At 68.3% G+C, this 25459-nt stretch carries 23 protein-coding genes and 1 tRNA gene; 22 read left to right on the top strand and 2 right to left on the bottom strand.

Annotated features, from left to right (window positions below):
- Nucleotides 1–4 precede the first annotated feature (4 nt).
- The 9 genes from rpmA to LXM64_RS09580 all read left to right on the top strand — a co-directional run bounded on the left by rpmA (nt 5) and on the right by LXM64_RS09580 (nt 6266).
- Nucleotides 5–262, top strand: coding sequence for a 50S ribosomal protein L27 (rpmA, locus tag LXM64_RS09620; protein WP_137416800.1), 258 nt, complete (start codon nt 5–7; stop codon nt 260–262).
- Between the two features lie 76 nt (nt 263–338).
- A complete protein-coding gene (gene obgE / locus LXM64_RS09615; RefSeq protein ID WP_137416801.1) occupies nt 339–1829 on the top strand; it encodes a GTPase ObgE in 1491 nt (496 codons plus the stop codon).
- Nucleotides 1826–2653: a glutamate 5-kinase gene (proB, locus tag LXM64_RS09610; RefSeq protein WP_234073030.1), complete on the top strand. Its 828-nt coding sequence runs from the start codon at nt 1826–1828 to the stop codon at nt 2651–2653. Before obgE ends, proB begins: the two co-directional genes overlap by 4 nt.
- Before the next feature lie 9 nt (nt 2654–2662).
- Entirely contained in the window at nt 2663–3922 is a 1260-nt protein-coding gene (locus LXM64_RS09605) for a glutamate-5-semialdehyde dehydrogenase (RefSeq protein ID WP_234073029.1), read from the top strand.
- A gap of 50 nt (nt 3923–3972) precedes the next feature.
- A complete protein-coding gene (locus LXM64_RS09600) occupies nt 3973–4197 on the top strand; it encodes a hypothetical protein (RefSeq protein ID WP_234073028.1) in 225 nt (74 codons plus the stop codon).
- 11 nt (nt 4198–4208) lie between these two features.
- A complete protein-coding gene (nadD, locus tag LXM64_RS09595) occupies nt 4209–4805 on the top strand; it encodes a nicotinate-nucleotide adenylyltransferase (protein ID WP_234073027.1) in 597 nt (198 codons plus the stop codon).
- A complete protein-coding gene (locus LXM64_RS09590; RefSeq protein WP_234073026.1) occupies nt 4802–5752 on the top strand; it encodes a hypothetical protein in 951 nt (316 codons plus the stop codon). Before nadD ends, LXM64_RS09590 begins: the two co-directional genes overlap by 4 nt.
- On the top strand, nt 5749–6126 hold the full coding sequence (gene rsfS, locus LXM64_RS09585; protein ID WP_234073025.1) for a ribosome silencing factor: 378 nt from the start codon (nt 5749–5751) through the stop codon (nt 6124–6126). The genes LXM64_RS09590 and rsfS overlap by 4 nt, the downstream gene beginning before the upstream one ends.
- A gap of 67 nt (nt 6127–6193) precedes the next feature.
- A tRNA-Ala gene (locus LXM64_RS09580) sits at nt 6194–6266 on the top strand.
- A 48-nt stretch (nt 6267–6314) separates the two neighbouring features.
- On the opposite strand, the gene LXM64_RS09575 is transcribed toward LXM64_RS09580, so the two are convergent.
- Nucleotides 6315–6704 (bottom strand): GntR family transcriptional regulator, encoded by a 390-nt coding sequence (locus LXM64_RS09575; RefSeq protein WP_234073024.1) that lies wholly within the window; start codon nt 6702–6704, stop codon nt 6315–6317.
- Nucleotides 6701–7615: a hypothetical protein gene (locus LXM64_RS09570; protein ID WP_234073023.1), complete on the bottom strand. Its 915-nt coding sequence runs from the start codon at nt 7613–7615 to the stop codon at nt 6701–6703. The genes LXM64_RS09575 and LXM64_RS09570 overlap by 4 nt, the downstream gene beginning before the upstream one ends.
- A gap of 128 nt (nt 7616–7743) precedes the next feature.
- Between LXM64_RS09570 and LXM64_RS09565 the strand changes: the two genes are divergently transcribed.
- The 13 genes from LXM64_RS09565 (at nt 7744) to LXM64_RS09505 (ending at nt 25457) form a co-directional block, all read left to right on the top strand.
- Nucleotides 7744–8220 (top strand): hypothetical protein, encoded by a 477-nt coding sequence (locus tag LXM64_RS09565; RefSeq protein ID WP_234073022.1) that lies wholly within the window; start codon nt 7744–7746, stop codon nt 8218–8220.
- Between the two features lie 3 nt (nt 8221–8223).
- Nucleotides 8224–9873, top strand: coding sequence for a hypothetical protein (locus LXM64_RS09560; RefSeq protein WP_234073021.1), 1650 nt, complete (start codon nt 8224–8226; stop codon nt 9871–9873).
- Nucleotides 9870–10520 (top strand): ABC transporter ATP-binding protein, encoded by a 651-nt coding sequence (locus LXM64_RS09555; protein WP_234073020.1) that lies wholly within the window; start codon nt 9870–9872, stop codon nt 10518–10520. Before LXM64_RS09560 ends, LXM64_RS09555 begins: the two co-directional genes overlap by 4 nt.
- An 11-nt stretch (nt 10521–10531) precedes the next feature.
- The gene (locus LXM64_RS09550) at nt 10532–11749 is read left to right on the top strand and encodes an ABC transporter permease (protein ID WP_234073019.1); all 1218 of its coding nucleotides are present in this window, start codon (nt 10532–10534) and stop codon (nt 11747–11749) included.
- A gap of 354 nt (nt 11750–12103) precedes the next feature.
- Nucleotides 12104–14461 carry a glycoside hydrolase family 3 N-terminal domain-containing protein gene (locus tag LXM64_RS09545; protein ID WP_234073018.1) on the top strand — a complete coding sequence of 786 codons (2358 nt, stop codon included), beginning with the start codon at nt 12104–12106 and terminating at the stop codon, nt 14459–14461.
- 140 nt (nt 14462–14601) lie between these two features.
- Nucleotides 14602–15009 (top strand): hypothetical protein, encoded by a 408-nt coding sequence (locus tag LXM64_RS09540; RefSeq protein WP_234073017.1) that lies wholly within the window; start codon nt 14602–14604, stop codon nt 15007–15009.
- A gap of 76 nt (nt 15010–15085) precedes the next feature.
- Entirely contained in the window at nt 15086–18046 is a 2961-nt protein-coding gene (locus LXM64_RS09535) for a glycoside hydrolase family 3 C-terminal domain-containing protein (RefSeq protein ID WP_234073016.1), read from the top strand.
- Between the two features lie 96 nt (nt 18047–18142).
- Complete coding sequence (locus LXM64_RS09530) at nt 18143–20557, top strand: glycoside hydrolase family 3 C-terminal domain-containing protein (protein ID WP_234073015.1); 2415 nt, start codon at nt 18143–18145, stop codon at nt 20555–20557.
- Entirely contained in the window at nt 20554–21189 is a 636-nt protein-coding gene (locus tag LXM64_RS09525) for a hypothetical protein (RefSeq protein ID WP_137416819.1), read from the top strand. Before LXM64_RS09530 ends, LXM64_RS09525 begins: the two co-directional genes overlap by 4 nt.
- Nucleotides 21186–22226 carry a glycosyltransferase family 2 protein gene (locus LXM64_RS09520; RefSeq protein ID WP_234073014.1) on the top strand — a complete coding sequence of 347 codons (1041 nt, stop codon included), beginning with the start codon at nt 21186–21188 and terminating at the stop codon, nt 22224–22226. Before LXM64_RS09525 ends, LXM64_RS09520 begins: the two co-directional genes overlap by 4 nt.
- A gap of 141 nt (nt 22227–22367) precedes the next feature.
- Complete coding sequence (locus LXM64_RS09515) at nt 22368–23399, top strand: glycosyltransferase family 2 protein (protein WP_234073013.1); 1032 nt, start codon at nt 22368–22370, stop codon at nt 23397–23399.
- Nucleotides 23400–23424: 25 nt separating this feature from the next.
- Nucleotides 23425–24147 (top strand): LytR/AlgR family response regulator transcription factor, encoded by a 723-nt coding sequence (locus LXM64_RS09510; protein ID WP_234073012.1) that lies wholly within the window; start codon nt 23425–23427, stop codon nt 24145–24147.
- Nucleotides 24144–25457, top strand: a complete 1314-nt coding sequence (locus tag LXM64_RS09505; RefSeq protein ID WP_234073011.1) for an ATP-binding protein — start codon at nt 24144–24146, stop codon at nt 25455–25457. The genes LXM64_RS09510 and LXM64_RS09505 overlap by 4 nt, the downstream gene beginning before the upstream one ends.
- Nucleotides 25458–25459 lie beyond the last annotated feature (2 nt).

The following is a 25459-nucleotide window of genomic DNA, read 5'->3' as shown; positions in this document are numbered from 1 at the left end:
AGAAATGGCACACAAAAAGGGCGCGAGCTCGACTCGTAACGGTCGTGACTCGAACGCACAGCGCCTCGGCGTGAAGCGCTTCGGCGGCCAGGTCGTCAACGCGGGCGAGATCATCGTCCGTCAGCGCGGCACGCACTTCCACCCGGGCGCCAATGTCGGCCGCGGTGGCGACGACACGCTGTTCGCACTGTCGGCCGGCGCCGTGCAGTTCGGCACCAAGGGCGGCCGCAAGGTCGTCAACATCGTGGGCGCCGCGGAGTAATCCGCCGTCACACGCAGACGTCGGCGAGGGGCGGGCTTCGGCCCGCCCCTCGCTTCATATCCAGGAGGGCGCACCCATGGTCACGTTCGTCGATCGAGTGACGCTTCACCTGCGCGCGGGCAAGGGCGGCAACGGCTGCGTGTCGGTGCGCCGTGAGAAGTTCAAGCCGCTCGCCGGCCCCGACGGCGGCAACGGCGGCAACGGCGGAGACATCGTCCTCGTCGCCGACCCGCAGGTGACCACGCTCCTGTCGTATCACCACTCGCCGCACCGCACGGCCGAGAACGGCGGATTCGGGATGGGTGACAACCGTTCCGGCGCGATGGGCGAGCCCATCGAGCTGCCTGTGCCGGTCGGCACCGTCGTGAAGGACGAGGACGGCACCGTCCTGGCCGACATGGTCGAGCCCGGCATCCGTTTCGTCGTCGCGCCCGGTGGACGCGGCGGACTGGGGAACGCGGCGCTGGCGACCACCAAGCGCAAAGCCCCCGGCTTCGCTCTGCTGGGCACCCCCGGATGGGAGGGGGACGTCCGTCTCGAGCTGAAGACCGTCGCCGACGTCGCCCTGGTGGGCTACCCCTCGGCGGGCAAGTCCAGCCTCATCGCCGCGGTGTCCGCAGCTCGACCGAAGATCGCCGACTACCCGTTCACCACGCTGCATCCGAACCTCGGTGTCGTGCAGGCCGGGGACGTCCGCTTCACCGTCGCCGACGTGCCCGGACTCATCGAGGGCGCGAGTGACGGTCGTGGACTCGGGCTCGAGTTCCTGCGTCACGTCGAGCGGTGCACCGCGCTGGTCCACGTACTCGACTGCGCCACCCTGGAGCCCGGCCGCGACCCGTTGTCGGATCTCGACGTCATCCTCGCCGAGCTCGCCGCCTACGAGGTCCCCGAGGGCCAGGTTCCGCTCCTGGAGCGCCCGCAGGTCGTCGCGCTGAACAAGGTCGACGTGCCCGAGGCGCGTGATCTCGCCGACCTGGTGCGCCCCGATCTCGAGGAGCGCGGCTACCGCGTGTTCGAGATCTCCACGGTGAGCCGCGCGGGTCTGCGAGAGCTCACCTTCGCGCTCGGCGAGATCGTCGAGAAGCACCGTGCCGAGGTCGCCGCTGAGCCGGCGCCCGAGCGCATCATCATCCGGCCCAAGGGGTCCGAGAAGGAGTTCTCGGTGCGCGTCGAGGGCGGCACGTACGGCCCGGTGTACCGCGTTCTCGGCGAGAAGCCGGTGCGGTGGGTGCAGCAGACGGACTTCCAGAACGAAGAGGCCGTCGGCTTCCTCGCCGACCGGCTCGACAAGCTGGGCGTCGAAGACGAACTGTTCCGTGCCGGGGCGACGCCGGGCGCGACCGTCGTCATCGGCGAGGGCGACAGCGTGGTGTTCGACTGGCATCCGTCGTTGTCGTCGGCCGCGGAGCTCATGACGGCTCCGCGCGGCACCGATCCGCGCTTCAACCTCGACGGGCGCCGCACGACCAACCAGCGCCGTGAGCGCTACCACGAGCGGATGGACGCCAAGGCCGCCGCCCGCGCCGAGCTGGAGGCAGAGCGCATCCGCGAGGGCGACGAGTGAGCGTGAGCTCGCGCGCCGACCTGCCCGCGGCCAGGCGCCTCGTCGTCAAGGTGGGCTCGTCGTCGATCAGCGGCGACAACGCGGTGAACATCCAGCCGCTCGTGAAGGCTCTTGCCGCCGCGCACGGTCGTGGCACCGAGGTCGTCCTGGTCTCGTCGGGGGCGATCGCGACCGGGATGCCCTTCCTCGCGCTCGATGCCAGGCCCTCCGACCTGGCCACGCAGCAGGCTGCCGCTGCGGTGGGCCAGAACATCCTCGTCTACCGCTACCAAGAGGCACTGCGTCCCTTCGCCGTGGTGGCGGGGCAGGTGCTGCTGACGGCGGGTGACCTGGAGAATCCGACCCATCGCTCCAATGCCCGCCGGGCGATGGAGCGTCTTCTCGGCCTGCGCATCCTGCCGATCGTCAACGAGAACGACACCGTCGCCACCCACGAGATCCGCTTCGGCGACAACGACCGTCTCGCCGCCCTGGTGGCCCAGCTCATCAGCGCAGACGCTCTCGTCCTGCTCAGCGACATCGCCTGCCTGTACACGCGGCCGCCGGACGAGCCCGGGGCGCGGCCGATCGCCGAGGTGCCGTATGGTGACGATCTTTCGGGCTATGAGTTCGGTTCCGTCGTCGTGAACAGTGTCGGGACCGGGGGAGCGGCCACGAAGGTCTCGGCCGCTCGGCTCGCCGCCGCCGCCGGTGTGGCCGTGCTGGTGACGAGCATCGACCTCGTCGAGTCCGCGCTCGGCGGCGACGAGGTCGGCACATGGTTCGCGCCGAATCCGCATCCGGTGGAGCACCCGCTGACCGGACCGGTGCTGACGCGTCGCTAAACTGAGCGGATGAGTCTGACGACCGTCACCGCAGGCGAGCGGATGCTGCTCGCGAAGACCGCCTCGCGCGAGATCGCACGGCTCTCGGACGCACGGAAGAGCCGCCTCCTCGACCGCATCGCGGAAGCGTTGGAGGCCGCGACGGATGAGATCGTCGCCGCCAACGGCGAGGACCTCGAGCGGGGGCGCGAGCAGGGCCTCTCCGATGCGCTGCTGGACCGGCTGAGCCTCGACGTCGCTCGCGTGAGCGCTCTCGCCCAGGCCGTGCGCGAGGTCGCGCAGCTGCCGGACCCGGTGGGTCGACTGCTGGAGGAGAAGACGCTCGCGAACGGGCTGAACCTCCAGAAGATCTCCGTCCCCTTCGGCGTGGTCGGCTCCATCTACGAAGCGCGGCCGAACGTGACCGTCGACATCGCTGCGCTCGCGCTGCGCTCCGGCAACGCCGTCGTGCTGCGCGGGGGGACCGCCGCCGAGCTCAGCAACGCGGCGCTCGTGGACGCGATGCGCGGCGCGCTGGCGGAGGAGGGCATCGATCCGGAGGCGATCCAGACGCTCGACGCCTTCGGCCGTGCGGGCGCCACCGAGCTCATGCACGCGCGCGGCGTCGTGGACGTGCTCGTCCCGCGGGGCAGCGCGCAGTTGATCGAGACCGTCGTCACCGAATCCACCGTGCCTGTCATCGAGACCGGCGCCGGAGTGGTGCACGTCTACCTCGACGAGAGTGCGCCGCTGGAGCGGGCCGAAGCGATCGTGGTGAACGCCAAGGCGCAGCGTCCCAGCGTCTGCAACGCGGCCGAGACGGTGCTGGTGCACCGCGCCGCCGCCGAGCGTGTCGTCGGGCCCGTGGTGGCCGCACTGCAGGGGGCCGGTGTGACGGTCCACGGCGACGAGAGGGTCTCGCAGCTGGCGCCCGACGTCGTCCCCGCCGACGAGCAGGACTGGCAGGCGGAGTATCTGAGTCTCGACATCGCGATGCGCGTGGTCGACGATCTGGATGCGGCGCTCGAGCACATCCGGCGCTACTCGACGCACCACACCGAGTCGATCATCACGGACGACGAGGCCAACGCCGAGCGGTTCCTCGCCGAGGTGGACTCCGCGGTCGTGATGGCGAACGCATCCACACGCTTCACCGACGGTGGCGAGTTCGGCTTCGGCGCGGAAGTGGGCATCTCCACCCAGAAGCTCCACGCCCGAGGACCCATGGGCCTGCGAGAGCTCACGAGCTCCAAGTGGGTCGTCCGCGGCTCCGGGCAGGTCCGCGGCTGACAGACTAAGCTGGGAGCGCCCGTGCGCCCCACCGATCGATCGGAGAACCGATGAGCCTCGCCCCCTTCCTCACCCTTGTCGCCGAGGAGGCCGAGCACCACGGTAACGTCGCCGCGGAGACCGTCGGATACGGGATCCTCGCGCTCCTCGTCTTCACCGCCCTCGCGCTCGTGACCCTCTCGTATCGCAACGTCGCCAACCGTCACGCGCACAAGGCCGAGGCGTACGCCAAGAAGCACGCTGCCGATCTCGAACCGCACGGACACGGCCACTGACTCTCGGGCAGATGAGCGCAGGTCGAGCGCCGCGCATCGGGGTGATGGGCGGCACCTTCGACCCGGTTCATCACGGTCACCTCGTCGCGGCGAGCGAAGTCGCCGCATCCTTCGACCTCGATGAGGTCATCTTCGTCCCCACGGGCGAGCCGTGGCAGAAGTCGCAGGTGACCGAGAGCGAGCACCGTTACCTGATGACGGTGATCGCGACGGCCTCGAACCCCGACTTCAGCGTCAGCAGGGTCGACATCGACCGATCCGGGCCGACGTACACGATCGACACCCTCCGAGACCTCCAGGCCCAGCGACCCGATGCCGAGCTCTTCTTCATCACGGGAGCCGATGCCGTGGCGCAGATTCTCAGCTGGAGGGACCATGATGAACTGTGGGACCTCGCCCATTTCGTGGCGGTCTCCCGGCCCGGGCACCCGCTATCGGCGGCTGGTCTGCCGAGCAAGAACGTGAGTCTGCTCGAGATCCCGGCCCTGGCCATCTCTTCGACGGACTGTCGGAACCGCGTGCACAACGGTCAACCGGTGTGGTACCTCGTTCCGGATGGAGTCGTCCAGTACATTGCGAAGCATCACCTCTACCGGAGTAAGGCATGAGCAACCCTGACCAGCCCAGCACTCCGCCGCTGACCCGGCGCCAGATGCGCGACCTGCGCAACACCGGATCGACCCCGATCCAGAACCCGCAGGACGCCCCCGCGAGCGAGCCCGAGCCGAAGCCCGAGCCGGTCGCGCCGCTTCCACGCGCCGCCGCGCCGGCCGTCGTCCCGCCCGCCCCCCGCGCGGACGCCAGTGTCGACTTGGGCGTCTCACCGCTCACCCGCCGCCAGGCACGCGAGCAGGAGCGTATCCGCACCGCGTCGGTGCCCGTGATCACGCCCGACACCGCCGAGCAGACGCCGACCGTGAAGCCCGCCGAGGAGGATTCCTCGGCCCCGGAGACCGGTGGGATGACGGCGCTGTTCACCCCCGGTGCGGATGAACGACCGGCCGACGAGACGCCGCTGGCCGCAGCCGAGGCGGCTCTCGCCGACGAGCCCGCACCCGTGGTTTCGCCGCAGCTCGGCTCCGCGCTGCTCAAGGACGGCGTCCCCGAGGTCGCGCTCCCGCCGTCCTTCGACCACCTTCTGACGCGAGAGGGCTCCACGGGCAGCATCGCGACGCCGAACGCCCTGATCCTTTCGCAGACGCCGTCGGCGGATGCTTTCACGTCGCCCATCGCTGCGACCGGTGAGGTGCTCATCACCGGCACCTTCGCGTTGCCCGAGGGGCTCGGCTCGCGCGGCCACGCGCCCGGGACCACCGACGGTAAGGAAGCCGACGCCGTTCTCGTGGACGGCGAGCTGCCGCCCGCATCCTCTCCCACCCCGATCGCGGCCAGTGCCGCGATCAGCACCATCAAGAGCGCGGACGAGATCATCCGCCCGCCGGCGCCCGAGAAGGGCAGCCGCCTCATGCTCGTGCTCGCCATCACCGCCGGTGCGCTCGCACTCGCGCTGGTCGGCGTGCTGGTGTTCGCCGTATCGACAGGACTTTTCTCATGACCCTCACCGACGCATCCGTCGAGGTGCTGCAGATCGCCGCACGCGCGGCCGACGCGAAGGGCGGCGAGGACCTCGTGGCCCTCGACGTCTCGGAGCCGCTGCCGCTCGTCGACATCTTCCTTCTGGTCACGGGGCGCAACGAGCGCAACGTGGCAGCCATCGCCGACGAGATCGAGGAGCAGCTGCTCGAGCACGGCGTCAAGCGTCTGCGCCGGGAGGGTCGCGAGGAGTCGCGCTGGATCCTGCTGGACTTCGGCGACCTCGTCGTGCACGTCTTCCACGAGCAGGAGCGCGTCTTCTACGGCCTCGAGCGCCTGTGGAAGGACTGCCCGACGGTTCCCATCGACCTGCCGGTGTCGACGCGCCCGGAGTGACCGGGCTGATTTCGCTCACGGCTCATCCGTGTTGTAAGCTGAATGAGTTGCCCGAACGGGTGACAGAGGGCCTGTGGCGCAGCTGGTAGCGCACCTGCATGGCATGCAGGGGGTCAGGGGTTCGAGTCCCCTCAGGTCCACCCTCCGATACCCCCCATCTCGTCATGAGATGGGGGGTATCTTCACACTCAGGTGATCACGTCGTCATGGATGGGGCGATTCTCGCTCTCGGTCGTCCACAGCGCTTGAACCACCTGAACCGTGTCCCACATGCTCATGTCGTGCTGGCGCGCGGCCGAGATCAGCGCGGAGGCGGCGCTTCGCACGCCTTCCGGCAGGCGGTGGCCGGCGCGAACGCGAGCCGCGCTTCCCGCCCGCGTCTCGATGAGTCCGTCCGCCTCCAACTCTGTATACGCGCGCATCACTGTTCCGGCAGCCACCTGCAGATCCTTCGCGAGCTGACGCACCGACGGCAGCTTCTGCCCGGCAGGGAGCGTGCCGGCGCGAATCAGTCCACCGATCTGATCGTGGATCTGAGCGAAGACGGGCTGCGGGCTGCGCTCGTCGATGGTGATCACGTGTGGCTCTTGGTGGCGAGAGCGAAGCTGCGGAGGCGCTCCGCGATGCCGAGGATGAGCCAGCCGGTGACAGCCAGCAAGGCGAGACCGCAGACGATCTCGACCCAACCGAGGATCATGCTCCCCGCGTGCACGACAGGCTCGCCGGACTGATCGACCGCCGTCGCGACGCGTTGGGTGGCGCTTCCGGCGAAGAGGAGCACCCCGACGGTGTAAGCCAGGAGGGTCACGGTGCTCAGCAGCACGACCAGCTGTGAGGTGCGCCGACGCCAATAGACGTCGAAGGTTCTCATTCGTGCATCCGGCTCCGCGGGAGCCGCTGCGATGCGCCAGACCGCTGCCGCGGTCAATCCCGCCAAGATCACGGTGAGCGATATCAGGGGGAGTGCGTAGTACCACCCCGGAAACGGGCCCGCGACCTGTAGGCCGAGATCGTCCTCCCGCGCAATCGAGCGGAACAGGCCGGCGTCGTCGGTGGAGGAGGTCACTCCGGCATAGATCAGGAACAGCACCAGCCCTGCCGCAGCCACAGCGGGTCCCGTGATCGCCCGACGGGACAGGTAGCGCCCGGGGGTACGCGGTTCCAGACTCGCGGATCTCACGCTCCGGGCGGCATGGCGCGGCGAAGGGTAGGCGACGAAACCGAGTAACGCGATCGCGGTCGCGGTGCCCGGGGCGAGCGCGAGGAGGAGGCCGAACGATGCCGGGTCGGCAGCGCCGTACAGCACGAGCACGATCGCGGCGATCACGGCGATCCCGAACATCAGCCCCAGGCGCCTGCGGATGGATACGGCGACTCCGGCGGTGGCCGCCATCGGGGGCTCGTTCACGAGAACGGGCGTGCGCTGTCGCAGCCTGACGCTGGACAGCGCCACGAAGACGACGCCTATGAAGATCAGTCCGGCCGCCATGTACTCCCGTGCTTTCTGAATACCCTGGACAAACAGTATCAATCTCCTGTTACAGTCCGAGTGTGTCAATCGATGGATACAGTCTATCCCGTCGTTCGGCACCCACAAGGAGAGGAAGGACAGTGAGGATGAGCAAGCTACTCGGGCGTGTGGCGGCTGCCGCCGGCGCCGCACTCATGCTGGTGGGAGGTATCGCCGCACCGGCCTACGCGGCCGATGACGTGGTCGTCGAGCCGTTGAACTCGAATTCGTCCACCGCGTACTTCGACGATGGCGCCTCGATCACGGCGAACATGTGGATCTCCACATTCGCCGACGGAGGGGGATGCGGGGACTTCCAGAGTTCGGCGGTGACCAGCGTCACCGCCGACTGGGTGAAGGACGTCGCGTCGTTCCATGCCAACGGTGTCGGGGCGTCGATCAGTGGAGGCAGTGTCAGCGGTTCCGGCGCCGATGCCTCCGCCAGCTGGACGAACTACAACGCCACGGGCGCCTACATCTCCGGCAACGTCTGCGTGAACTGGCTCACGTGGTATCTCTCGGCGACCACCACGGCGAGCGGATTCCACTACGGCAACACGCGTATCGCGAGTGCCGGAGTCTGAGTCGTGACGGGAGGCAGCCGGCAGCGGACTGCGCCGCACCGCCCGGTGCGGCAGCAGCTGGGCGTCGGCTGCCTTCTCGTCGTGTCCGCATCCCTCGTGGCGTGCTCACCGTCTGAGGAACACCGGAGTCCGAGCCCGGAGTTGTCACCCCTCGCGGTCGAACTCGCCGAGCTTCGAGCTGACAACAGTCTCTTCGCCCGCCCGCCGGCGGCCGAGGATCGCCTGCCATCGCTCTTCGACAGCGGCTACCTCCTTCCGCTGATCGCCGGCGAGGTCCGTCCCGCGGAAGACCCGGATGCGCTCGACTCCGCCTATCACGCGGCATGCGAGCACGATGCCCTGTGGGCGACCTGGGCCGTCAGTCGGCTGCCGTCGCCTCTCCGGGAACAGGTCGCGATCGATCCCGTCTGCACCGACCGGGTGCTCGCCCAAGCGACCACGCCGGGGCAGGGCGCAGAGACAGACATCTCGCAGCTGGCGGCGATCGCTGAGGCGCTGGTCGTCCTCGATCCCGCGAAGCTCGACCTCGTTCGTACCGGCATGACCTCCCGGATCAGCGACGCCCTCGCGGAAGACGCGCCCCCGTATCTGCAGGTCCGGGCGCGACAGGGACTGCGCGCTCTCGGAGCCGCGGAACCGCCGCCGATGCCTCGGCTCCCGATGCCGGAGGTGCTCGAACGCACCGAGGACGTGATGGACCTGTGGGCGGTGCTCTCGACGGGCCGTGACGACGGACATGAGCGTGCTCGTGACTTCCTCGCACCGCTCGTTGAGCAGGTCGCAACGGAGGGTCGAGAGTTCGACCTCGCGTATGCGGTTCCTGCGTGGGGGCTCGCCGAAGGGGATCCGGCTGCCCTCGAAGGCCTCTTCGCGGCGATCGAAGACCGCATCGACCCGACCACGGGTCTCATCGAGACCGCAGTCGTTCTCAGCGGCACATTGGACAGCACGTACGAAGTCGCGCGCCTGATTCCCGCGGAGCAGTTCGCCTGGATTGCCCGTGGCGGGACCGCAGAGGCTGTCGACGCGCTCGTCGCCCCCATGATCGAGAGCAAGGACTCCCTCGGTCTGCTCAAGGCGGCCTACATCCTCCAGCAGTTGGGCCAGAAGCCGGACTCCACCGCCGCCTCGACCGCAGGCAGACGGACGCTCGAGGACCGCTTGGGCGAGGGCCCCGTCCCTGTCACCCAGATCGGGCTGCTCCTGTCAGCCGATCGCATGTTCGACCTGCTGGGACAGGACCGGCTGGAGATCGGCATTCAGTCGTTCGAGACCACGGATGACGAGACCCTGCACCTGCTGTACTCGCTCGTCCCGTACGCAGACAGCGTCTCGGACGGGCAAGAGCTGTTGGAAGACCATCGGCAAGACCTCGCCCGGATCCCGACGATCCTCGAGAACCCTGACGATCATCCGGTGCAGTTGCTGGTCAGCGCACTCAGGGCGGCCCCCTTCGCGGGACCGGATGCCATGTCGAACGCCGATCTTGCGCTCGGCCATCTTGCGGCACTCCGAGGCTGTGACGGACACGCCGAGTTGTTCCGTGCGGAGCCGTCAGAGAGCACCTGCGTGCTGCCGTTCACCGCCGACGCGCTTGAACTCATCGATGCTCAGCCTGTCACGGGCGAGCAAGAAGGGAAACCGACCTCATGATCGAGCTCCGGGACGTCTCCAAGCAGTACCGTTCCCGAGACGGGATCGTCGATGCCTTGACGGATTTCACCTTGACGGTGGGGCCGGGTGAGATCGTCTGGCTCGCGGGCCGGTCTGGATCAGGCAAGTCCACGGCACTCAACATCCTCGGGCTCCTGACGACAGTCAGCTCAGGACGAGTGGCGTTCGAGGGCCGCGACGTGACGGCGATCTCCGACACGGATGCTTCTCGCATCCGATCGACCGAGATCGGCTTCGTCTTCCAGGAGCGCAACCTCTTCCCGTACCTTTCCGCGGAGGACAATGTGCGCCTCGGCTCCCCGTCTCGCCGCGCTGCGCCGAGAGACGCCGCCCGCGAACTTCTCGCCCACCTGGGCCTCAAGGGCCGGGAGTCGGCGAAAGCCGCCACCCTCTCCGGTGGAGAGCAACAGCGAGTGGCGATCGTGAGGGCGCTCGCGAAACAGCCGCGTGTCCTCCTCGCCGATGAGCCGACATCCAGCCTGGACTCCGAGGCGGGCAGGGATGTGCTGGACGATCTGGCGCGCGCCGCATCCCGGGGAGTCGCGATCGTCATCGCCTCCCACGACGCGGCGGTCGACCGGATCGCTCAGCGACGCGTCGACATCACCGCGGGTGGAGCACGATGAGAATGTGGGCCGTGATCCGCAGGACGCTTCCCTCGCTGGCCTCACAGGCGCGAGCCCTGCTCATTCTGATCGCCGCCGGCGCCGCGATCCTGCTCCTCCTGCAGGCTGTCCTCGCCCAGAGCGCCACGAAGACGAGCGATCTCCTCACCGGCGACGTCGCGTTGCGGACCATCGAGCTCGATTCATCGCTGCCGAACGGGGTGCCCACCCCGCTCACCGCAGCGCAGCAGAAGAAGATCGCCGCGGATCCCCGGGTTCAGGACGTGCAGGCGTGGTTGCAGGTCGGCGTTCAAGTCTCTGACGATCGGTTCCCGCTTGCCCCTGGGCCCGTCCTCTGGATGACACCGAGGATCAGCTCGGTGCAGCCCCCGGAGATCGGGGCGGACTCGTCCACCGGCTCCGACTCCGCGCTCGCGGCCGACGACGTGCTGCTGCCGTCGACGTGGGAGGGCGAGTCGCTCGAAGGGCTCGTCGGTTCCGACCTGGACATCAGCTACACAGTGAAGACCGCGCCGGATGCGGGAGAGAGCAGAACACGCACTGTTCATGTGGCGGGCGTCTACGACGAGTCTCTGCAGGGCCTGGATGGGCCGTCCGCGATCTACGCGCCCTCCGCATTGGTCGTCGAACTCTCCGCGCTGAGGGAGGGCGGGAACATCGCCGACTTCGAGACCACGTACTCCTACCCGAAGGTCTTCGTCACCGTGTCCGACCTCGCGGACGTTGATGCCGTTCGACGTGATCTGACAGCCGACGGGTTCGCCGTGGGGACGCTGAGCCGCAGCGACAGCCTGCCGGGAGTTGTCCAGTTCCTCACCATCGTCTCCGCCGGGATCAGCGCGCTGCTGCTGATATTCAGCCTCGGCTGCGGACTTTCGATCGGGGCGTCGCTGACACGGTACAGACAGCGGGAGATCGGGCTCTATCGCGCCCTGGGATGGTCGCGTCGCAGACTGTCTCTCCAGTACAGCGCACAGCTCGGACTGCTCGGCCTCCTCGCAGGGATCGGGGGAACGCTCGTGGGCGTGGTCCTCAGCCTGGTCGTGTCCGTTCTTCTGCGCGATGCGACGTTCGGGGGGCTGTCGTTCTCGTCGGCAGTGGAGATCCCCGCCGCGTCCTGGCTGTTCCTGACAGCACTCGCCCCGACCGTGGGCCTGCTCGTCGGAGCCGCGGTGCCGCTTGTCAGGGCGGTGCGGCTCGATCCGGACACGGCTCTGCGCGACGCATAGACCGAGCAGATTGAAAGGAGGGACGGCCCCGCGCAGCGGGGCCGTCCCTCGTTTCCCGGCCGTTCCTCTCGCTTCTTCGATGACCGAGATGGCCCCTTCGGATAACGAACCGATCACGGCGTGGCCGCGGGGATGACAGGTTGTGCAGCGGAATCGACCGATCATGCGCAAACCCGGATCGGCCGATCCCGCGATGACAGCCTCGAAGAAGCACCAGACCGCCCCTGAATGGTCTCTCGGTACCCGTCCGAGAGTCCCGCAGTCGCGGAGATCGACGGTGCGGCCCCAGAGGCGGGGCCAGCATTCGCGCGCATGGCGCGTGCGGGTGTCGTCGATGACGAAAGGGAAATGCCAATGAAGGCTCTGCCACGCAAGCAGATCGCCGTGATCACCGGATTCGGGCTCGCCATCGCCCTGACCGGTTGCACATTCGGTGACGCTGACTCGTCCACGTACAAGACCCGTGAGGTCTCGGACGGCACCACGGATTTCGTGGTCGTCGAGAACCCCCGGGGCGGGAAGACACTGTCGTACTCCGCCGAGGGTCCCATCGAGCTCCTCGAGGTCAAGGACGACGGCGCGACGTACGCGTTCAAGGACATGAACGGCAACGGCGAACTCGACACGTGGGAGGACTGGCGCCTCGACTCCAAGGAGCGCGCTGCTGCCCTCGCCGACGAGATGTCGATCGAGCAGATCGCCGGTCTCATGCTGGTGAGCTCCCACGAGCGAAGCCCGGGTGACGGACTCACCGAGGCGCAGGAGACCTACCTCTCCGAGTCGAACCTGCGCAACGTCCTCAACGCCGCCGGAAGCAACGTCGACGAGACGGTGCCGTGGGTCAACCAGATGCAGGCCTACGTCGAGACGCTGGCGACCGACGGCACTCCGTACGTGCCGGTCAACTTCAGCTCCGACCCGCGCTCGACGGCCGGTTCCGGCGGATACAACGCGGACGGCGCGGACATCTCCCGCTGGCCGTCCAGCCTCGGACTCGCGGCGACCTTCGACGCGTCGCACACCGAGGAGTTCGGTGAGATGGCGTCCGCCGAGTACCGCGCCCTGGGTATCGCAACCGCCCTGAGTCCGCAGATCGACCTCGCCACCGAGCCCCGCTGGCTGCGCGTCGCGGGCACGTTCGGTGAGGATGTCGCTCAGAACGAGGAGCTCGCAGCGGCGTATGTCCGCGGCTTCCAGGGCACCGCCGGCGAGGACACGTGGGGCTCCGAGTCGGTCAACGCCATGATCAAGCACTGGGCCGGCGACGGTCCCGGCGAGGGTGGCCGCGAGTCGCACACCGAGGCCGGCAAGTACGGCGTGTACCCGGGCGGCAACCTGTCCGAGCACACCGAAGGCTTCCTCGGATCGCTCGACTCCGCGGCTGTGATGACCGCGTACTCGATCGCGCTCGATGAGAACGGCGAGCCGCTGTTCGACGATCGCACGGGAACGGCGTACGACGCCGGCCGCATGGCCATCCTCCGCGAGGAGAACGGCTACGACGGCGTCGTTGTCACCGACTGGGGTGTCATGACCGGCGTCAACGACCCGGACGCCTTCATCGCGATGGCCTGGGGCGCCGAAGACCTGACTCCGGCCGAGCGCTACGTCAAGGTCCTGGAGACCGGTCACGACATGTTCGGCGGCGTCAACGACGCGACCCACATCCTCGAGGCGGCCGACCTGTGGCAGCAGGAGTTCGAGGCCGGCGAGCAGGAGATCGACGCGGAGACCCGCTTCCGCGAGTCCGGTGCCCGCATCCTCACGCTCATGCTGAACCCGGGCCTCTACGAGAACCCGTTCGTCGACATCGAGGAGTCCAAGAAGATCCTCGCGAGCGACGACAAGGTGAAGGCGGGCTACGACGCGCAACTCGACTCCGTCGTCATGCTCAAGAACAACGGTGAGACCGTCACCGCGGCAGACGCCGAGGACTGGTCCGACAAGACGGTCTACATCCCGCGTTCCTACAACGTCGGCATCGCCGGCGCCTTCGGTCCGGCGGAGTACAAGGAGTACGCCGGGATCGACCTCGAGGTCGCCGAGGAGTACTTCGGGACCGTCCTGACCGACGAGGTCGTGCTCGATGAGAACGAGCAGGTCGTCAGCTACACGGCTCCGGACCTGAGCGATGTCGATCTGGTGCTCGTGGGCCTGAACAGCCCCGACAACGGCGGCACCTTCACCAACGCGGGTCGTGACCCGGAGACGAAGGAGTTCTACCCGCTCTCGCTGCAGTACCGCCCGTACACGGCGGACGGCGAGAACGTGCGCCAGACCTCGATCAGCGGTGACCTGCTGGCCGATGGCAGCAAGGAGAACCGGTCGTACTACGGCAAGACCTCCAAGGTGCTGAACGAGTCCGACCTCGACGCTTTCGAGCGCGCCCGCGATGCCATTGCGGCCTCCGGTAAGGACATCCCGCTCATCACCGTGCTGAAGGCGAGCAACGCGACCATCCCGGCCGAGTTCGAGGCCGACTCCGACGCACTCATCGTCGGGTTCGGAACGAGCGACGCGGCGCTGCTGGACGTGGCGCTGGGCCTGCACGAGCCGAAGGGGCGTCTGCCGATCCAGTTCCCCGCGAACATGGACACGGTGGAGGCGCAGCTCGAGGACGTCGCGAAGGACATGACCCCCTACACCGACGCCGACGGCAACACGTACGACTACGGCTTCGGCCTCAACTACTCCGGAGTGATCTCGGAGTGAGACCTCGGATGCGGTCGGCGGCCGAGGTCGCCGACCGCATCCGACACCACGCACACCGGAGCCGATGCGTCGCGCCCCGGTGAGCAGCACAGCAGGACCCGGGCGGTGGAAGCGTCCGGGAGAACACAAAAGGAGCAGACATGAACACCACCAAGATGCGCGCAGCGGTCCTCGCAACCCTCATCGCAGCCACCGGCACCTTCGGGCTCGCCGCGTGCTCGTCGGGCGACACCGCCCCCGCCACGTCCCAGAACCAGGCCGCCGACGTGGATGTCGCCGACGACCTGACCACGGCCCGTCAGGCCGTCGAGGACGCGCTTGCCGAGAACGCGAACCTCACGCAGATCATGCTCGCCGGCGACGTCAAGCAGCCGACCGAGAAGTACGGTCTGCTCGTCATGCCCTTCGTCAAGTCCGACGCCGCCGAGCGCGTGACCGGCACGGTCAACGTGAAGGACGGCAAGTACGTCATCGAGGCCGTCTCGGCCGAGTCGGGCACGACCTACCAGATCGACCAGGACGGCACCATCTCCGAGGCCTCCAACTGATATCCGGCTCCACCCGGCGGCTCAGCCGCCGGGTGGGCTGTCCGATAACGCGTCACACCACCGAAGGAGAACCGTCGTGAACGCACGCCCATCCTCGGGCGCCGCGGCCGTGAAGGCCCGAATGTCCAACAAGAAGTACCTGGCGATCTGGATCCCGATCATCGCCCTCGTGACGATCCTGACGGTCGTCGTCAACGTCGCACTCAACGTCGCGACCGGATGGGTGGCCTCGCAGCTCGGCTCCGGCACCTACACGTTCACGAACTCGGAGGAGTCCGAGGGGTGGGACACCGAGTACTACTCGGCCGACTACGCCTCGCTCGACGAGGTGGATGCGGCAGCGCTGGACCTCGTCGAGCAGATCGGCGCCGGCGGCATCGTGCTCGCCAAGAACGACGCGGCGGCCCTGCCTCTCGCGGGTGGCGCCCAGGTCACCATGTTCGGTCGCGCGGCCGCCGACCCCGTCTACGGCGGCTCCGGTTCGGGCTCGGTCGACACCAACTCGGCGATCACCGCCCGCCAGGGCATCGAGAACGCCGGCTTCGGTGTGAATGACGCCGTGTACAGCGCCATCGAGAGCTTCGCCGCGGAGAACCCGCGCGGTCACATCGAGATGGACCGCCCTGACATCTCCACGTACAACATCGGTGAGATGCCGGTGGCACAGTACGAGGCGCAGGCGGGCACGTTCGGGCAGTTCAACGACGCGGCCATCGTGTTCATCGGCCGTCCCGGTGGCGAGGGCGGCGACCTGACCCAGGACATGTCGGCGTGGGATGACAACGCCGAGCCGGGTCAGCACCAGCTCGAGCTCAACAAGGACGAGCGCGACATGATCGCACTCGCCCAAGCCAACTTCGAGAAGGTCGTCGTCGTCGTGAACGCCTCGACCACCCTCGAGCTCGGCGACCTGCAGCGCGACGCGGGCATCGACGCCGTGCTGCTGGCGGGCTCGCCCGGTGCAACGGCCTTCAACGCGCTCGGACGCATCCTTTCGGGCGAAGTGAACCCCTCCGGTCGTACCGTCGATCTCTGGGCCGACGACTTCACGGCCGACCCGACGTTCGCCAACTTCGGCAACTTCATCTACGACAACGTCGCCCCGTCGTATCCGGTCCCCGTGACGGAGAGCGCGACGTCGAACGCGACGGTCACCGATGAGGCGCCCTTCGTCAACTACGCAGAGGGCATCTACTTCGGCTACCGCTACTACGAGACCGCCGCGGTCGAGGGCTTCATCGACTACGACCAGGCCGTCGTCTACCCGTTCGGCTACGGACTGAGCTACACCGACTTCGCGTGGGCCATCACCGGCACGGAAGCGGGCGGCGTCGACGGCAACATCGCGGTCACCGTGAACGTGACCAACACCGGCTCGGTCGCCGGTCGTGATGTGGTGCAGCTGTACTACTCGGCCCCGTACACGCCGGGCGGCATCGAGAAGCCCGCCGTGGTGCTCGGCGGCTTCGCCAAGACGGGCGTCATCGAGCCCGGCTCGAGCGAGCAGGTGACGATCGAGGTCGCGGTCGAGGACATGGCGTCCTACGACTACCTGAACGAGCGTGCCTACGTGCTCGAGGCGGGGGAGTACGAGCTCACCGTCCGGACCGACTCTCACACCGTGGCGGCGGGAACCGAGCCGGTTCGCTACACGGTCGCCGAGGACGTCGTCTACTCCGGTGACGACCACCGCGCCTCGGACCTCACCGAGGTCACGAACCAGTTCGACGACGTGTCGGCCCAGTTCACCACCGACGGCGAGGCCGGGAAGATCCCCGTGTTCTCTCGCGCCGATTTCGCGGGCACCTTCCCGACCGCTCCGACGGGCGACATGCTCGTGGCGGACGAGGCGGTCGCCGCAGGGTTCGACGCATGGGACGCCGAGGCCGAGGCCGACGCCTTCGAGGGTGAGATGCCCGCCACCGGCGCCGCATCCGACCTGTCGCTCATCGACATGCGCGGTCTCGCGAAGGACGACCCGAAGTGGGACGAGCTGCTGGACTCGCTGAGCGTCGGAGACATGTCCGCGATGCTCCTGAACGGTGCCTACCAGACGGCCGCCATCGGTTCCATCGGCAAGCCCCAGACGCTCGAGCCGGACGGCCCCGCAGGCTTCTCGTCGTTCATCAACTCCGCGATCAACGGCACCGCCTACCCGTCCGAAGTGCTCATCGCACAGACGTGGGATGTGGAACTGGGACGCGCGATGGGTGTGATGCTCGGCAACGAGGCGATCTTCAAGAACATCAACGGTTGGTACGCACCGGCGGTGAACCTGCATCGCTCTCCGTTCGGCGGGCGCAACTTCGAGTACTACTCCGAGGACCCCGTGCTCTCGGGCGAGATGCTCACGGCCGTCGCGAACGGTGTCGGCACGAAGGGCGTCTACACGCTCATCAAGCACTATGCGATGAACGAGCAGGAGACGAACCGCGTCAACAACGGTCTCGCCACCTGGGCGAACGAGCAGGCCATCCGTGAGATCTACCTGAAGCCGTTCGAGATCGGCGTCAAGAACATCTCCATGGATGTCACCTACCTCGCCGACGATCAGGGCACCCTGGACACCACGACGATCGGCGCAGCGGGCATCATGAGCTCGTTCAACCGCATCGGCTCGCATTGGGCGGGTGGCTCCGAGGCGCTCATGGACACGGTCCTGCGGGGGGAGTGGGGCTTCGAAGGCTTCGCCATCTCGGACTTCAACCTCTACCCCTACATGAACCCCAACGAGGGCATCGCGGGCGGCACCGACCTGATGCTGACCTTCCAGCCCTCCAAGTCGTTCAACGACTCGAGCTCGGCCAAGGCCGTGACGGACATCCGTCAGGCGACCCACAACATCCTGTTCACGGTCGCCAACTCGAACGCGATGAACGGACTCGCTCCTGGCGCGACCGTCGCCTACACGCCGCCGGCGTGGGTCGTGTGGCAGATCGTCATCACGTCGGTGATGGGACTGCTGATCCTGGGAGCCGTCGTCATGGTCGTGCTGCGCGTGCGTCGTCACCGTCGCAGCACCGTGACGGCCGGATGAGCCGTGGTCGCCGGGTCGGAGAATCTGCTCGCCGGCCCGGCGGCCACTCACCACTCCCGCGCTCGACGCGCGATGAACGATCAAGAAAGACCCATTGTGAAAGACACCCCCTCGCTCGTGGCGAGTCTCTCGCTGCTCGAGAAAGCCGCGCTGCTGAGCGGCGCCAACACCTGGCAGACGCGCGCCATCGAGCGCATCTCCCTGCCCCCGGTGTGGATGGCGGACGGCCCTCACGGTGTGCGCAAGCAGGTCGGCTCCGCCGACCACCTCGGCATCAACGGCTCGGAACCCGCCACCTGCTTCCCGACCGCCGCCACGATCGCCGGAAGCTGGGACGACGAGCTGGCCGAGCAGATCGGTGCGGCTCTGGGCCGTGAGGCATCCTCGCAGGGCGTCGGCGTCCTGCTCGGGCCGGGCCTCAACATCAAGCGCAGCCCCCTCGGAGGCCGCAGCTTCGAGTACTTCTCCGAGGATCCCGAGCTCGCGGGCCGCCTGGCCGCCGCCTATGTCCGCGGCATCCAGTCCGAGGGCGTCGCCGCCACTCCCAAGCACTTTGCGGTCAACAGCCAGGAACTGCGTCGCATGGTGAGCGACTCCGTCGTCGACGAGCGCACGCTGCGCGAGATCTACCTGACCGCTTTCGAGATCGTCGTCCGCGAGGCCGCCCCCTGGGCGATCATGTCCTCGTACAACCTCGTCAACGGCGTCTACGCCCACGAGAACGCCCACCTGCTGACCGAGATCCTGCGCGACGAGTGGGGCTTCGACGGCGCGGTCATCTCCGACTGGGGCGGGTCCAACGACGCCGTCGCCGCCGTCGCCGCCGGGGCCGCCCTCGAGATGCCCTCGCCGGGGTTCGACTCCGCGCGCGAGATCGTGGCTGCGGTGGAGTCCGGACGGCTCGCGGTGACCGACCTCGACGCCCGCGTCGCGGAGCTCATCGACATGGTGCGCCGCGTGAGTGAACGCGCGGCCGCGATCGTCGATCTGCCCGCGCATCACGCGCTCGCCCGACGGGCCGCTGCGGAGTCCGCGGTGCTGCTGCGCAATGAGGACGACCTGCTGCCGCTCGCGGCAGGCACCAGGGTGGCTCTCGTCGGTGCGTTCGCCACCGCGCCCCGCTACCAGGGCGCCGGCTCTTCGCTCGTGAACCCCACCATGCTTCCGACCCTCGCCGAGGTGCTGCCGGACTCGACCCTCGAGGTCGTGGGCGTCGCGGAAGGATTCCGCCGCGATGGCAGCGTCGACGAGGCGCTACGCGCGGAGGCTCTGACGCTCGCCGCGCGCGCCGATGTCGTGGTGCTCAGCCTCGGGCTTCCCGAGATCGCCGAGTCGGAGGGAATGGACCGCACGAGCCTCGATCTGCCGGACGAGCAGGTTCGTCTGCTGCGAGACGTGCACCGGGTGAACTCCCGAACGGTCGTGCTGATCAGTGCCGGAGGCGTGGTCTCGACGCCGTGGGCGACGGATGCGGCCGCGCTGCTGCACACCTACCTCGGCGGCCAGGCCGGAGCCGAGGCCATCGCGGATGTGCTCACCGGTACGGTCGACCCGGGTGGTCGACTGGCGGAGACGATGCCGCGCGCCCTCGCGGACACCCCCACGGCCGCGTCCTTCCCGAGCGCCGCTCGCACCGCCGAGTACCGCGAAGGACCGTTCGTCGGATACCGGCACTATGACACGGCCGGCATCCCGGTCTCCTTCCCGTTCGGCTACGGCTTGAGCTACACGAGATTCGCTTACTCCGATCTCGTCGTGGGTGCCGACGGCGCCGAGGTCACGGTCACGAACACCGGCTCCCGTGCCGGCAGCGATGTGGTCCAGATGTATGTCGGACGCGTCGGAGACAGCGCGCTGACGCGTCCTCGTCGCGAGCTGAAGGGATACGCGAAGGTGCGGCTGGAGCCGGGGGAGTCGCGCCGTGTCGCGCTCCCGTTCGGCGACCGCACGTTCCGCGTCTTCGACGCCGCGACCGACACGTGGGTCGTCGAGCGCGGCACGTACGAGATCGCGGTCGGCGCGCACGTGGGCGCACTGGATCTCACAGCGACCGTCGAGCGCGACGGGGTGGCGCTCGCGCCCTCGACGCATGCCGGTGTCGCTCCGACGGATGCGGAGTTCGCTGCGCTCCTCGGGCGTGAGATCCCCGACCCGCAATGGCCCGACGGTCCGCTCGGGGAGAACGACCCGATGGATCGTCTCGCCGAGTCGCGCAGCCCCCTCGGCCGGCTCGGATTCCGCATCCTCGACGGCCGCCGTCGCAAAGCCGACGCGGCCGGTACCCCCGACCTGAACGTGCTGTTCCTGCTGAACGGCCCGTTCCGGGTCATCTCCAAGATGAGCGGCGGGCTCGCCACCCGCCGGCTCACGGGAGCCGTGCTGACGCTCGTGAACGGGCAGACGCTGCGCGGCCTCGGGCGGGTGATCGCCGCCTACTTCGGGGGCCGACGCGATGAGAAGGCGACGAAGAAGGCGTTCGACGCCGCCGCAGGGAACAGGAGTGCACGATGATCACCGCCATCACGAAATGGTGGGGTCGATTCCAGACCTCACGTCCGGAACTGTCGAAGTTCATCATGTTCCTGCTGCTGTCCAACGGCGTGACCGTCCTGCAGCTGGCACTCATGCCGATCTTCCGCTGGGCGTTCGCGAGCTTCACGGGTCTCACGGATGTCGGCTTCCAGGTGCTTCCCGTCGGGTCGAACGTCGACGGCAGCCAGTACTACATGTTCGACTACGCGGCGGGCGCGCTTCCCGCCGGCGGCGGCGGGCTGGCGTACTTCCTCGCGGTGCAGATCACGCTGCTGATCGCGCAGGTCATCAACTTCTTCCTGCAGCGCAACATCACGTTCAAGTCCAACACCTCGGTGTGGGTCGCGGCCGGCTGGTACACGGTGGCCTATGTGGCGATCACCTTCATCGCCGCGGCGGCGCAGGGCTTCTACAAGGCGCCGATCTACGACTTCTTCATGGTGACCCTCGGATGGGGCTCGAGCGGATCCGTCGTGGCGGACGTGCTGACGATGATCATCAACGCCGCGATCTCGTTCTGGGTGTTCTACCCGATCTTCAAGGTGATCTTCCGCCAGGTGCCGACCGAGGTCGAGGTGGTGGCGGAGCCCGGGGACAAGGTCGAGCGATGACGAATCGCCCGTCCGTCGTGCCGGCGCTGTCCATCGTGGTCCCGGCGTTCAACGCCGAGGACTATCTGGGGCGCGCGCTGTCGGAGCTCGACGCGGTCGCCGGCGTCGAGGTGATCGTCGTCGACGACGGCTCGACGGACGCCACCGGGGCGCTCGCGGACGACTGGGCCGCGCGGCGCCCCGGCTCCCGGCGGGTGATCCACCAGCCCAACCGAGGGCACGGCGGCGCCATCACCACCGGGCTGTCCGATGCGCGCGGCACGTTCGTGAAGATCCTGGATGCGGATGACTGGCTCGACATCGCCTCGCTCGCCCTCCTGGTGCGCGAGCTCGTCGCCCTCGAGGATGCGGACGTGGACGCGGTCTTCACGGACTTCGTGCACGAACGCGTCGGCAAGTCGGCGCGCCCGGCACGTTTCGACTCGGTGTTCCCCTCCGACGGCGTGTTCGAGTGGGCGGACACGGAACGGTTCGGGCGCCGTCAGGTGCTGATGATGCACGCGATCGTGTACCGGACGGAACTCGTGCGAGCGAGCGGGCTGCACCTGCCCGAGCACACCTTCTACGTCGACAACCTCTACGTCGTGACGCCGTTGGCACGGGTGCGTCGGATGCGGTACCTCCCGATCCCGCTCTACCGCTACCACGTGGGAAGGCCCGGACAGTCCGTGGCGCCGGAGGTCATGGTGCGGCGGGTGGAGCAGCAGCTGCGGGTGAACAGGTTGGCTCTCGCCGCGCTCCCCTCTCCGCACGCGGTGGCTCGCGGCGAGGTGCCGGCGCAGCTGTACCGGGCTCTTCTGCACCACGTGGAGGGGGTCTGCGCGGTCACGAGCGCCACGCTGGCCCGTGCCGGTACGGCGGGCCACCTCGTCGAGCGCGACCGCTTCTGGCGAGAAGTGCGCGCGGAGAATCCCTGGCTGTACACGCGGATGCGTCGCAGTCTCCTCGGAGCGGTGAGCAATCTCCCCGGCCAGGCGGGGCGCCGCGCGACGAGCCTCGCGTACGACTGGGCTCGACGCGTCGTCGGATTCAGCTGAGGCGAGCCGCGGTTTCCGCACGTGAACGGCGTCCCGTCTACGATCGAGGGTGAGACCGGTCGACCCCGCGCCCGGCTCGTCATCATCGCCCTGCGCGCAGCCGTCCGTCGCCGCGCGCGGCGCCGGACGGAGGGTGCCTCGGTGTCATCGCCCCTGCTGACGGTGGCCGTGCCCGCCTACAACTGCGCAGAGTTCCTCGGTCGAGCCCTCGCTGCGCTCTGCACGAGCGACGCGCGCGTCGAGGTCGTCATCGTGAACGACGGCTCGTCGGACGCCACCGGGCTGCTCGCCGCATCCTATGCGCACACGTACCCCGACCGGATCCGTGTGGTGCACCAGCTCAACGGCGGGCACGGGGCGGCGATCGACACCGGTGTCGCCCATGCGCGGGGCCGCTACCTCAAGGTGCTCGACGCCGACGACTGGCTGTCGTCGGCCGCTCTCGCACGAGTGCTCGAGGTCCTCGAGCAGGTGGAGGCTGCCGGGGGAGTCGACGCGTTGTTCACCGACTTCGTGCACGATCGCGTGGGCAAGGCACCGCGCCCGACGCGTTTCGACACGGTCTTCCCGGCCGATCGCGTCTTCGGCTGGGAGGACACGCAGCGCTTCGCGCGTCGGCAGTACCTCATGATGCACGCGGTCATCTACCGCACGGCACTGCTGCGCGAGCTGGATCTGGACCTGCCGCGTCACACGTTCTACGTCGACAGCCTGTACGTGCTGCGTCCGCTCGCGCGCGTGCGCCGCATGTACTACCTGCCCGTCCCGCTGTACCACTACTACATCGGTCGCGCCGGCCAGTCGGTCGCGCCGGAGGTCATGCTGGCCCGCGTCGATCAGCAGCTGCGAGTGAACCGGCTCGCTCTCGAGACCCTGCCGAGTGTCGAGGACGTGCGGTCCGGACGGGTTCCGGCGCAGCTCTACGCCGCGCAGCTGCATTACGTCCGCGCGCTCTGCGCCACCGTGAGCGCCACGCTCGCGCTGGGCGGCACCGCACAGCACCTCGCGGTGCGCCGAGCCTTCTGGCGGGAGGTGAAGCGCGATCGTCCCCGCATCCACGGTCATCTGCGGCGCAGCCTCGTCTGCGCAGGGAGCAACCTGCCGGGGTACGCGGGGCGGCACGTGACACGGGCCGCGTACCACCTCGCCCGACGCTACGTCGGCTTCAGTTGAGAACAGGCCTGGAAGGAGACAGAGCATGATCCGCATCGGCGTCGTCGAAGACGATCCGGCCAGCATCGACCGTCTGCTGTCGCACCTGGACCGGTTCCAGCGTGAGCACGGCGAACGCTTCCACATCGGGGCGTTCCGCGACGGACGCGACATCATCGAGGACTACCGTCCCGACTGGGACATCCTGCTGCTGGACATCCAGATGGCGCGTGTGGACGGCATGACGGCCGCACGCCGCATCCGCGAGGTCGACAGCGAAGTGCTCATCGTCTTCGTGACCGCATCCCCGCAGTACGCGGTGAGCGGCTACGAGGTTGATGCCCTGAGCTACCTCCTCAAGCCCGTCTCCTACCCGGTCTTCGCGCAGGAGCTCGGGCGCTGCCTCGTGCGCCTGCGGCGACGCGAACGACGGCACATGCTCTTCACCGCCGCCGATGGCGACCGGCACCGCCTCGACATCGCCGACGTCCTGTACCTGGAGAGCGCCAAGCACAACGTCCTGATCCACACGCTGGACAGCGACTACACCGTCGCGACGTCGCTGAAGGCGATGGAGGGGGAGCTGGAGGGCGAGGACTTTTTCCGCTGCAACAGCGGCTACCTCGTGAACCTCCGGCACGTGACCGGGGTGGAGGGCAACGATTGCCGCGTCCGAGGTGGGGTGCGGCTGCAGATCAGTCGGCCGCGTAAGAAGGACTTCCTCGCCGCGCTGGCCGCGTACATCGGTACGCGCGGGATCACGGCATGAACGAGCTGTACCTCGCCGACATCCCTCGCAGCTTCACCGCCATCGCGGAGTGGGGAGCCTGTTTCGTCTTCGTGCTGATCGTCGCCCGGCGGGCCCGTTGGTGGGTGACGGCCGCGGCGTCCGCCGTGGGGCTGCTCGCGCTGCTCGCGGTGCAGGAAGCAGCCGGGCGCCTCTCGCTCGCGTTGTGGATCCCGGGGATGCTGGCTGCCGTGCTGGTGATGTTCGCCATGCTGTACACGACGCTGCGGGTCTCCCCGGTGACCGCGGGCTACCTCACCGCGCGGGCGTTCGTGCTGGCGGAGCTCACCGCATCCATCCACTGGCAGCTCGATCGGTTCTACCTGGACGCGCCCGCCGAGGTGAAAGCCACGATGATGGTCGTGATCTACGGCGGGATGCTGGGTCTCGCCTGGCTCGCGGAGCGGCGTCATCTGGTACGGGGTGAGGTCTTCGAGGTGGGCTACGCCGATCTCGTCGCCGCGCTCTCGATCGCGACCGCCACGTTCATCATCTCGAACCTCAGCTTCGTGACCACCGCTACGCCCTTCAGCGGCCGCATCGGTCACGAGATCCTCTACATCCGCACCCTCGTCGACCTCTGCGGCTACATCGCGCTCTACGTGCAGCACGAGGTGCGCCGTGGCTTCCAGGCGCGCCGCGAAGCCGACGCGATGGCGCGGCTGCTGACCAGCCAGCACCAGCAGTACGAGATGTCGCGGCGCACGATCGACGAGGTCAACCGCAAGTATCACGACATGAAGCACCACCTCGATGCGATCCGCGCCGAGCAGGATCCGCAGTCGCGACTGCGCATCCTCGACGATCTCGAGACGTCGATCCGCGACTATGCGACGCAGGTGCGCACGGGCAACGACGTGCTCGACGCAGTGCTCACGGCGAAGCTCATGTACGCCAGGGAGCAGAGCATCCACGTCGCCACCGTCGCCGACGGACGGTTGCTGTCGGGGCTGCGTCCACTGGACATCACCGCGATCGCGGGCAACGCCCTCGACAACGCCTTCGAGGCCACGGCGCGGCTTCCCGAGTCGCAGCGGATGGTGAAGTTCTCCCTCTTCGCACACGACGATTTCGTGATGCTGCGGGTGGAGAACACCTTCGACGGGCACCTGCGTCGGCGAGACGGCCGCATCCTCACGCGCAAGGTCGGCGACGGGCACGGGTACGGGCTGCGCAACATCGAGGCGGCCGCGGAGACCTACGGCGGGTCGGTGTCGGTCGACGGCGGTGCCGAGTGGTTCTCGCTCCGGGTGCTGCTTCCGAGGGACGTGGCCGCCACCGCCGCGCGCTGAAG

This window comes from Microbacterium binotii (assembly GCF_021398715.1).
GTDB lineage: Bacteria > Actinomycetota > Actinomycetes > Actinomycetales > Microbacteriaceae > Microbacterium > Microbacterium binotii_A.
The sequence above is the reverse complement of the archived record's forward strand: the minus strand, read 5'-3'. Positions and strand labels throughout refer to the sequence as shown.